Annotated in this window: 8 protein-coding genes and 1 rRNA gene; 2 read left to right on the forward strand and 7 right to left on the reverse strand. The window is 61.8% G+C overall.

Annotated features, from left to right (window positions below; all coding sequences use genetic code 11):
* Window positions 1-102: ribosomal RNA gene (gene rrf / locus LQE90_RS12175) — 5S ribosomal RNA — on the forward strand; the annotation flags it as partial.
* A gap of 166 nt (window positions 103-268) precedes the next feature.
* Here the strand turns inward: rrf and LQE90_RS12180 are convergent.
* Window positions 269-1,177: a TIGR03915 family putative DNA repair protein gene (locus tag LQE90_RS12180; protein ID WP_216530014.1), complete on the reverse strand. Its 909-nt coding sequence runs from the start codon at window positions 1,175-1,177 to the stop codon at window positions 269-271.
* Entirely contained in the window at window positions 1,174-2,613 is a 1,440-nt protein-coding gene (locus LQE90_RS12185) for a putative DNA modification/repair radical SAM protein (protein WP_114568026.1), read from the reverse strand. Before LQE90_RS12185 ends, LQE90_RS12180 begins: the two co-directional genes overlap by 4 nt.
* Window positions 2,614-2,848: 235 nt before the next feature.
* Here LQE90_RS12185 and crcB point away from each other — a divergent pair, with 235 nt between their 5' ends.
* Window positions 2,849-3,244 (forward strand): fluoride efflux transporter CrcB, encoded by a 396-nt coding sequence (gene crcB, locus LQE90_RS12190; RefSeq protein WP_114568025.1) that lies wholly within the window; start codon window positions 2,849-2,851, stop codon window positions 3,242-3,244.
* A 30-nt stretch (window positions 3,245-3,274) separates the two neighbouring features.
* On the opposite strand, the gene LQE90_RS12195 is transcribed toward crcB, so the two are convergent.
* The 5 genes from LQE90_RS12195 to LQE90_RS12215 all read right to left on the reverse strand — a co-directional run bounded on the left by LQE90_RS12195 (window position 3,275) and on the right by LQE90_RS12215 (window position 8,813).
* On the reverse strand, window positions 3,275-4,495 hold the full coding sequence (locus LQE90_RS12195) for a putative ABC transporter permease (RefSeq protein ID WP_114568024.1): 1,221 nt from the start codon (window positions 4,493-4,495) through the stop codon (window positions 3,275-3,277).
* A gap of 339 nt (window positions 4,496-4,834) precedes the next feature.
* A complete protein-coding gene (locus LQE90_RS12200) occupies window positions 4,835-6,136 on the reverse strand; it encodes an MFS transporter (protein ID WP_114568023.1) in 1,302 nt (433 codons plus the stop codon).
* Between the two features lie 184 nt (window positions 6,137-6,320).
* Window positions 6,321-7,127, reverse strand: a complete 807-nt coding sequence (locus tag LQE90_RS12205; RefSeq protein WP_114568022.1) for a creatininase — start codon at window positions 7,125-7,127, stop codon at window positions 6,321-6,323.
* Between the two features lie 10 nt (window positions 7,128-7,137).
* The gene (locus LQE90_RS12210) at window positions 7,138-7,698 is read right to left on the reverse strand and encodes a hypothetical protein (protein WP_216530015.1); all 561 of its coding nucleotides are present in this window, start codon (window positions 7,696-7,698) and stop codon (window positions 7,138-7,140) included.
* A gap of 35 nt (window positions 7,699-7,733) precedes the next feature.
* On the reverse strand, window positions 7,734-8,813 hold the full coding sequence (locus tag LQE90_RS12215) for a DMT family transporter (protein WP_114568020.1): 1,080 nt from the start codon (window positions 8,811-8,813) through the stop codon (window positions 7,734-7,736).
* Window positions 8,814-9,199 lie beyond the last annotated feature (386 nt).

Below are 9,199 nucleotides of genomic sequence, written 5' to 3' on the forward strand. Positions count from 1 at the left end.
GAGGCGGGGATCACCCGGTCCCATTCCGAACCCGGAAGTTAAGACCGCCATCGCCGAAAGTACTGCAGCGCAAGGCTGTGGGAGGATAGGACGTCGCGCTCGCGCAGGGCGCTCGGCGTATTCCGCGCGGGCCGCGGGGAGGGGCCCCGGAGCCGTAACAGGCCCCGGGGCCCTTTCTGCGTTTGGGGGGGGGAGGCGCGCGAGAGCCGCGCGGGGCCGTCCGCCGCTCGCGGGGGAGGGTCCGCCGGTCGGCCGCGCCTCGGCTCCCTCAGCGCGCCAGGCCCTCGCCCGGGGCGCCCTCGCGCATCTCGGTCAGGTCCTTCCAGAAGCGCTCGGGCATGAACTGCCGGCGCAGCTCGGGGTTGTAGCGGGCCTCGACGGCGGTCGCGTCGTAGAAGCGCTTCCATGCCGCCTGCATGAGCTCCTCGTCCGACGCATGCGCGGGGAGGTCGGCCCCCTCCGTGCGCACGAGCCGCCAGCCCCGTCCCTCGTACACGCCGGCCAGGGCGTGCCGCTCGTCGAGCACCGCGAAGGGCTGCGTGTTGAAGCGGCCCGCGAACCAGTCCATGACCAGGGGAACCACGGAAGCGTTCGGGCTGCATCGCGCGAACCAGCCACCGTTTTCCAGGTGCTCGAAGCGCAGGAACTGGAGCATGCGGTGACGCTCGTTCATGACCGCTCGGTCCAGCTTGAGAAGCGCTCCGACCGCTGGGTTCGCAAGGTCGTCGAGCACGCTCGACCTTCTTGCCGACGCTGCGGTGCAGTTGGGGATACCGGCGCAGCTATGCCGTTTCGGGCATCGGGCGCAGTCGTGCGGTTGGCGGCGCGACATGGCGTAGCGCACGAATCGGTACACGATGGCTCCGGTGTTCGGGTCGTCTGACAGCGCGGCGTGCAGAACAGCCTCGAACGCCGTCTGCCCGCACGTACGTTGGATGCCTTTGCGAACCCGCATTGCAAGCTGCATGTCGGTTTCTATGGTGCGGACGGTTTGCCCCAGGCGTGGCTGCAATGTGTTGCCGGGGGCGATATCTTGCGGGTCTTCGCGATTGGCGTAGGCTTGGAACACCGCCGTCAGCAGGCCTTCCGGCGTGCCGTCGTATGCGTAGGCAACATCCTGCAAGGGCTCTTCGCGCACCGGCCGGGCGGTGTTTCGGCTGTTGTGAGGATTACTCATACGGCAACCGTCGTGCGCGGTTCGAGCGCGCGTTGCCAACCAAAGGAGCCGTCCGCTGTCGGGGGAACGCCGGTGTCGAGCTTGCGCGGGTCTTTGCCAGCGGCACGCAGCTTCTCGGGCGTTTCGACCTTTTCGAACAAGCTTAGTTGCCCGGGGGTAGTCTTGGCGGACCGGCGGCCGTGCGCGCCGCCCTTAATGGGCGCCGCCAGCTGCGCTCGAAGTCCTTCGGGCGAAAAATCGGCTCCGCGCCCTGCGTAGGTGCCCCCGCAGGTTATGAAAAACCGTGCCCGCTTGTAGGCTATGCCCAATTTGCGCAACTCGGATTCGCGTAGGCATGTCGTGCGCCGTGCGCGCATGATAAGCCTGGCTCCCCGTACGCCGATGCCCGGAACGCGCAGCAGCGACTCAAGGGGAGCGGTGTTCACTTCTACGGGGAAGAAATCGAGGTTGTTTATAGCCCAGTTTGCCTTGGGGTCCAAATCGGGATCGAGAAAAGGGTGCGCCTCGTCGATGATCTCCGTCACGTCGAAGCGGTAGAACCGCAGGAGCCAATCGGCTTGGTAGAGACGGTGCTCGCGATTGAGCTGGACGGCATCGGCGCCCGGAAGACGCGCATCGTCGTTCACGGGCATGTAGGCGCTGAAGAACACGCGCTTGAGCGAGAGCGTACGGTAGAGGGCTGCCGAAAGGTTCAGGATTTGAAAATCGCTTTCAGGCGTAGCTCCTATGATCATCTGCGTCGATTGGCCGGCGGGTACGAAGGCTCGTTCCTTTCGCTTGGGGCTGACCTGCGTCATGTACGTGGTTTCCCTTCGCATGAGCGCGCGCGTGTCCTTGTCGACCGCTATGTTGTCCCGTATCTGCTTCATGGGCGAGAGAATGCGCTGCTTGTCCTTTTCAGGGGCGAGCAGCCGCAGGCTTTGCTGTGAAGGAAGTTCTAGGTTCACGCTCATGCGGTCGGCAAGGTGCCCGAGTTGATCGATCAGCTCGGGCGATGTCCCCGGCACGGCTTTCGCGTGGATGTAGCCGCGAAAGCCGTGTTCCTCGCGCAGAATCTCGAGCGTTCGTATCATAAGCTCGGTGGTGTGGTCGGGATTGCGGATAACTCCCGAGCTGAGAAACAGGCCTTCAATATAGTTGCGTCGATAAAACGACACGGTGAGATCCGCCAACTCTCTTGGCTTGAACGCAGCGCGCGGAACTTCGTTGGATGCGCGGTTCACGCAGTAGGCGCAGTCGTACACGCAAACGTTGGTCATGAGCACCTTCAAAAGCGTGATGCACCGCCCGTCTGCGGCAAAGCTGTGGCAGCAGCCGGCGGCCAGCGTGTTTCCAAGTTTGCCCTTCTGGGCGTCGCGATCTATGCCCGAGGACGTGCAGGCTACATCGTATTTCGCCGCATCGGCGAGGATTTCGAGTTTCGCAAGTAGATCCATGCGGTCATCCGTTCGCGCGATCAAATGTTCGTAAGAATATCTGTACGCTATAATACGTAAACGAACGTTCGCTGTCAATCGAACGGGCGAGGTTCGCGCCCTGTTGCTGTTCTGCCCCGGTGTTCGCTACGGCCGGTCTTTCGGTGCAAGGGCGCGCATAATAAGGCGTTTTCCGGTGCGCACGCACGGGCCTTTCGCTATACTGGGCAGGTTCCGAAGAGGAGGAGAGCAGGACATGATGGCGATGCTGTGCGTGGGTCTTGGCGGGTTCGTGGGAGCCGTGGGCCGCTATCTGCTGGGGCTTGTTCCCCTCGAAGGCGATTTTCCGCTCATGACGTTTCTGATCAACTTTGTCGGCGCCGTGGTTATCGGGGCCGTGTTCGAGGCTGCTACGGTGTGGCCCGGCATGTCCGACAATGCGGTCCTGTTCTTGAAGACGGGCGTATGCGGCGGTTTCACCACGTTTTCGACGTTCTCGTTGGAGACGCTGACGCTTATCGAACGCGGGAAGTACGTCACGGGGGCGGCGTACGCATGCGGAAGCGTCGTTGCCTGCCTGGCGGGCGTGGTTCTGGGGCGCTTGGCCGTCCGCGCCGTGCGCGCGGCTGCAACCGGCTCTGCGCAGGCTTGACCGGGTTGGCTGCGGGTCGGTTCCCTTTTGCTATTTCGCGCGCGTTGCGTTGCCTGGATCGATCGACATGCTTTGGAAGCGTTCCTGCATGTACTGGTTGTCGAAATGCTCGTCGAAGAATTGAACCACCGCGGAATCCTGAATGGCCGTTCCCGCCATGCGCTGATACCAGCAATCAAGCGCGAGCAGGGTCATTGCCCCGTCGGCGATCATGAGAACCGCGCATACCGTGGTGATGGTGTAGCGCCAGTTCCAAGGTATCAGGTTCACCAGCTTCAGCATCCAGGGCAGGCATGCCTTGATCCATATCACGCCGAGGATTCCCCACATGGCCATGAACATGCCGTTGGTGCGTCCGTCGATGGACAGGAACGTGCCCGAGTAATCCCAGGCTACGATACCGAAAGCGAACTGCATGAACCAGCTGGTCAGATACTCGAACGCGCCTCCGATAACAGCGCTTACCAAAAAGATGAGCACCACGTTTTTGTTGTGGAACCGATTGAGCGCTATGGTCATGAGAACCGCCCCGAATCCGTAAATGGGGGAGAAGGGCCCGATGAGCATGCCGGCTCGGTCTTGGTAGTGGCCCGGCTCCACCACGGCGAAATGGTAGACGGTCTCGAGCATGAGCCCGAGCACGCAGCAGACCGTGAATATCCAGAACAAGTTGAAGAAGTTGAGGGCTATGAATCCCTTGCCCGTTTCGTCGCGGCCGAGCGTGCCGTCTTCGGCCGCCTCGCGCGTTTCCATGTCGCGCAGTTTACGCTGCAGTTCGCGCTCTTGCGCCAAAGAGGGGTCGAGGTAGCTTTGCATGACAACAAGGAACACGGCTATTGCGCCGTAGGCGGCCAAGCTAAGGTTCAGGCCGTCAAGCATGATGCTGCAAAGGACGATTCCGACCAGCACGACGATCATCACGTCCGCGACTTCCGCGGCATGACGTCGCTTGTTGAGCAGCAGGCGGATGCCGAACACGGCGAACATGGCTGCGAGCACGGTCATGAGCACGGTGTCCACGATGAAGATGATGAGTGTTGCCGACGAGAGCTCGCCTTCGAACGCGCCGTTTTGGACGAGCAGCGCCGTGCCGATCACGAGCAGCGCAAGCAAGGCTGCCAAAGCGCCGCCCATGACCATCGATAGGATGCCGAACACTTTGAGCGGAAGGGGGATTCTTCTTTTATTGGGGGCTATCGCCTGATCGGCGGCGCAGTCGTCGGTACGTACGAGGTCGTCGCGCTTCCTCATGAACTCTCCTTGGCGGTGTGCGGTCGATGCGGCCTGATCGCGGGCTGGCCCGCGTGATTTGCTGACAAAGACCAGTATAGCGGAGAAGGAGCGCATGGCAGGGGGATTCGGCGGACGTTCTTTTCGGTTGCGCTGGAGCGGTATGCGCAAAGGGCGGTCGCTCGCCTGACGGCGAAAGCGGGGCTGCGCTTGCGAAGAGAAAGGACCGACCGCATCGTTGAACTGCGATGCAGTCGGTCCTTTTGGCGAATAGCGGCGTATCTTGCGGGGCCCGCTCGGTTTGCAGTCGAGCGCTTGCCTTCGCAGGAATCTGCCGTGAAGCGAGCGAACTTGCGAATGCTATTCGATGTCGTTCAGCGGAACGCCCTTGTACTCATGCGCGGTGAACAGAAGGATGATGCCGGCGATCAGGCAAATTCCCATCATGTAGTACGCCGGAGCCATACCGTTGCCCGTTGCGTCGATAAGCGCGGTCGCGACCATCGACGCGGTTCCCCCGAACACCACGTAGGCGATGTTGGATCCCAGGGCGGCGCCGGTGTAGCGCACTTCGGTGGGAAACATTTCGGCTTGGTAGCAGGCGATGTTCGAATCGTTGATGGACAGCGTGATGCACAGAATCAGCTCAGCTGCGATAACGATGGGAAGCGAAGCTGTGTTCAGCATGGTGAAAGCCGGTATGCTCAGCACGATGAAGGCGACGCAGGCGCCCAGGAGCATCTTCTTGCGCCCGACGATATCCGATACCTTGCCTGCGCCCAGCACGATGAGGATGTAGGCGACGAGCGCAACGTCGGTTGCGAACTGGGCGGGTGCCGCTTCCATGCCCGCGTAACTGGTCAAGTACGTGGGCAGGTACGTGAGCACCAGGTAGAACCCAACCGAGTTCACCATGGTTGCCGCGATGCTGGCAAGCAGGCGCTTGCGGTATTTCTTGAACACGAGGCGGGTGGGGTTGGGGGCTTCTTTGACGCGCTTGGTGTCGGAGGTCATCTGCTCGAACGTCGGGGAATCCTCAAGCTTGGTGCGGATGTAGTGCGCGATCAAGCCCAGCGGGCCTGCCAGCAGAAACGGTATGCGCCAGCCCCATTCGATAACGGCGGCTTCGGGCAGCAGCAGTTTGATGATCAGCGCGGCGGTCGAACCGGCCAACAGGCCGGCTGCGGTCGAAGCGGGTACGAGCGAGCAGTACTTGCCGCGGTGGTTGGCCGGGGAGTACTCGGCCAGAAATACGGCAGCGCCCGAATACTCGCCTGCGGCCGAGAACCCCTGCACGCTTCGCAGGCAGATGAGCAGGATGGGCGACAGAAGCCCGATGGTCTCGTACGAGGGCAGGCAGCCGATGAGAAACGCTGCGCCCGTCATAAGGAAGATGGACATGGACAAAGACCACTTGCGGCCCTTCTTGTCTCCCATGCTGCCCCAGAACGCGGCGCCCAGCGGACGGAAGACGAACGAGATCGCGAACACCGCGAACGCGAGCAGCGTTGAGTTCACTGCCGATTCAGGGAAGAACACGATGCCGATGGTTATAGCGAAGTACGTGTAGGTTGCGTAATCGAACCACTCGATGAAGTTGCCGAGGAACGACGAGAGCGCTACTTTGAACGGGACTTTCTTCTCAACTGCGTGCGTATGCATGGCAATCCCCCTCTAGGATTTCGTGATAGTCTCCCAGGAAGTGAACGGCTTCGTTGGGAGCGAAGACGTGAAGCATGGTGTACGATGCGGTCATGATGCTCCTTTTACGCGCACGGCCTTCCTGGCGGTTGGCGCCGGAAGGCCGTGGATGTTGCCGGTTTCGGATGAGGGCCGCTCCCTGCGCTTAGGCGAATTCTCGCTTGATGGCGCCTACCATGTTGCGTACGGCCACGTCGCGCAAGATGATGCCCTTTTCGCGCGACGATGCTGCGGGGGACGACAGGCAGCCCGAAGGCGGCGTGTAATCGGCGATGATGGGCAGCACGTCGTAGTTGGGAAGCGTGGCGGGCAGTCCGTCGTACAGCGGATCGTTGATCTTGCTCATATCGACCAGGTCGGGGTAGAACAGGAGCATGAGCGAGGTTTCCATGACGCCGGCGTGCTCGAGGTCCCATCCGGTGAAGCCTTCGGGATAAAGCTCGGCGATGGTCTGGTCGTCCACGAAGTCCCAGTACGAGAGCAGCTGGATCTTCGCGTCGTCGATACCGTCTTTGCGCGCATCCTCGAGGGCCAGCTGGGCTCCTTCGAAGATGAACTGGAAGTTCTCGTAATGGCCGTTCATCAGTACGATCTTGCGTGCTCCCTGTCGGATGATGCTGAACACGATGTCGCGGGAGAGCGCGATGAGGGTCGTTCCGCGCAGGCTGGTCGTGCCCGACAGGTGGAAGCCGCCGCCGGAGCGCTGCTGGGAGCGGTAGCCGTAGTTGATCGGCGCGGCCACCATCCCCTCGATCGCGCCTTCGGTGTAGGCGGTCAGGGCTTCGGCCGTGGCTCCCGCCATGGCTTTGGTGAGGGCGGCGTCCACGCACATGGCCATGTGCGACCCATGTTGCTCGAGGGCGCCTACGGGCACGAACACCACCGCATCGTTACGCAGCTTCTCGCGGTACGTGAACGCGTCCATCTCCTCCATGTAAACCGTTGCTTTCACGGTGCGCCTCCTATCGGTTTTCCAGCAAGTCGACTTGCGCTTTGCTGGCGCGGAAGATAAAGGATCGTTTGGCCTGCTGGCCGCCCTGGGCCAGCTTGGCCAGGATGACCCTCTTCAGGCGCGGGTAGTCGCGCATGCCGTACCAGGCGAACGCCGTGCCGCCCGTGTACGCTTCCACGATGCTGTGGACGGGCAGACTCGCGTCGCGCTTGGCGTCGAGCGCCAGGTACTCTTGGATCTCGTCGGCGCACAGGTCGCGGATGACCTCGGCGCTGATCTCCAGGTCGTGGGCCAGTTCTTTCAGCTGGTAGTCCACCTCGGCGGCGTCGGCATGCGGGAAGTACGTCACGTCGTAGGTCACCGCGGACAGGCCGGAGGCCTTCGCGAACCCGAGCAGGTCGGCAAGCGACATCATCTGCACGTGGTCCTCGGTGCGCTCGGCGATGTCGAGCTCGGCGGCGAATCCCTGGAAGCCGTTGCCCTCGAACGCGGCGCGCAGCTCCTCTTCGTTCAGCGGCGCCTCGAACTCCATCTCGGTGGCGATGTGAGTCAGGTTGCTCGTGATCTTCATAGGTGCACGCTCCTTTCTTGTTGCGTGAGGATCGGCTAGCTCAAGGCTTCTTTTGCTTGCTCTTCATCTAGCCGCGCTTCAAGGTTCTCGCGTATCTCCTCTTCTTTCTCCATCTTTTCGCCCTGCTTGCTTGCTGCCGATGTCGAGAAGAAGATCTGAGCCACGCCGCCGATGATGATGAGCGCGCCGCCGATGATCTGGAAGGCGGTCATCGTCTCGCCGAACATGAACAGGCCCAAAAGCGATGCCATGATGGTCTCTTGGTAGGAGATGGCGGCCAGCTCGCCGGCCTTCAGGCGCTTGGTAGCATGGGTCAGCAGGTAGAACGCGCCGAAGCCGGTGATGAGCGCTGCGGCGATGAGCACGACCCAAGACGAGCCGGGCATCGTGAACATGTTCCAGGCATGGGTGATGATCTGGCCGTTCGCATCGAACTGCGTCACGCCGTTGATCTTCTCGGTGTAGGACAGCGGCTGCAGGAAGAAGTGGTGCCAGATGAGCAGCACGACGATGGACAGCGAGCCGAACAGGAAGTTCCACCAGGAGCGGACGTTGGAATCGCAGTCCTCACGGTAGCGCGAGAAGAACAGGTACAGGCCGTAGGCCACGCCGGAAGCGAAGGCGATGGCGTTGCCGAAGGTGTACTTGGGATCGAGGTCGAGCGTCAGGCCCTCGGGCGTCACGATACCCACGATGAACAGCATGCCGATGACTACGGCGACGATGCAGAGGATGCCCTTGATGTTGAGCTTCTCCTTCAGGAATATCGCCGCGAGGATGGTCGAGTAGATGGGGCCGGTGTAGATAAGAAACGATGCGTTGGCCAACGTGGTGTACTGCGTGGAGAGGCAGTACAGGCCGGACAGCAGGCCCAAGAACACGCCGGAGAGCAGCATCATGCCGGAGAACCGGGTTTCCTTGAGCTTCTTCCAGCTTCCTCCGATGAAGCAGAAGATGATCGACAGGGCGATGAGGCCTGCGAAGTTGCGCCAGAACGACACGAAGTCGCCGGGCGCGTCGATGAAGCGGGTGAAGGCTCCAATGCCGCCCATCAGCGATGATGAAGCGAACATCATGATGAAGCCGATAAGCTTGTATTTCGCTTGCTGGTTCATGTATCCCTCCTTGGGGGCGGCGTCGTGTCGCCCGAGTCCTTCAGTGCGGTTGCCCGGTTGCGGGTATGGAAAGGTTCGGGGTACGACGAGGCACGCGGACGCTGCGGCGCCGCTTTGGCATGAATGTGATGATAAAGGGGAAAGCCGACCGGCTCCCTGGGATCTTCGAACAAGGAGCGCCGTCGCATAGGCGGAACGAAGCCCTTGGGGGCCGGGGGCTCTGGAAGGGCTGGAAGACCCGGTTTCGTACCGGACCTTCCAGCAACGGGTTAAGCGACTAGTCGTTCCACATCTCCGGACGGACCAGGGTCGGGTCGGCGACGCGGTTCGGGAAGTAGTCGAGGCACTCGCCCTCGCGGTAGACGTCCGCCGTGGAGCAGTGCAGG

The sequence above is a fragment of the Paraeggerthella hominis genome (assembly GCF_021044775.1).
Classification (GTDB): Bacteria; Actinomycetota; Coriobacteriia; order Coriobacteriales; family Eggerthellaceae; genus Paraeggerthella; species Paraeggerthella hominis.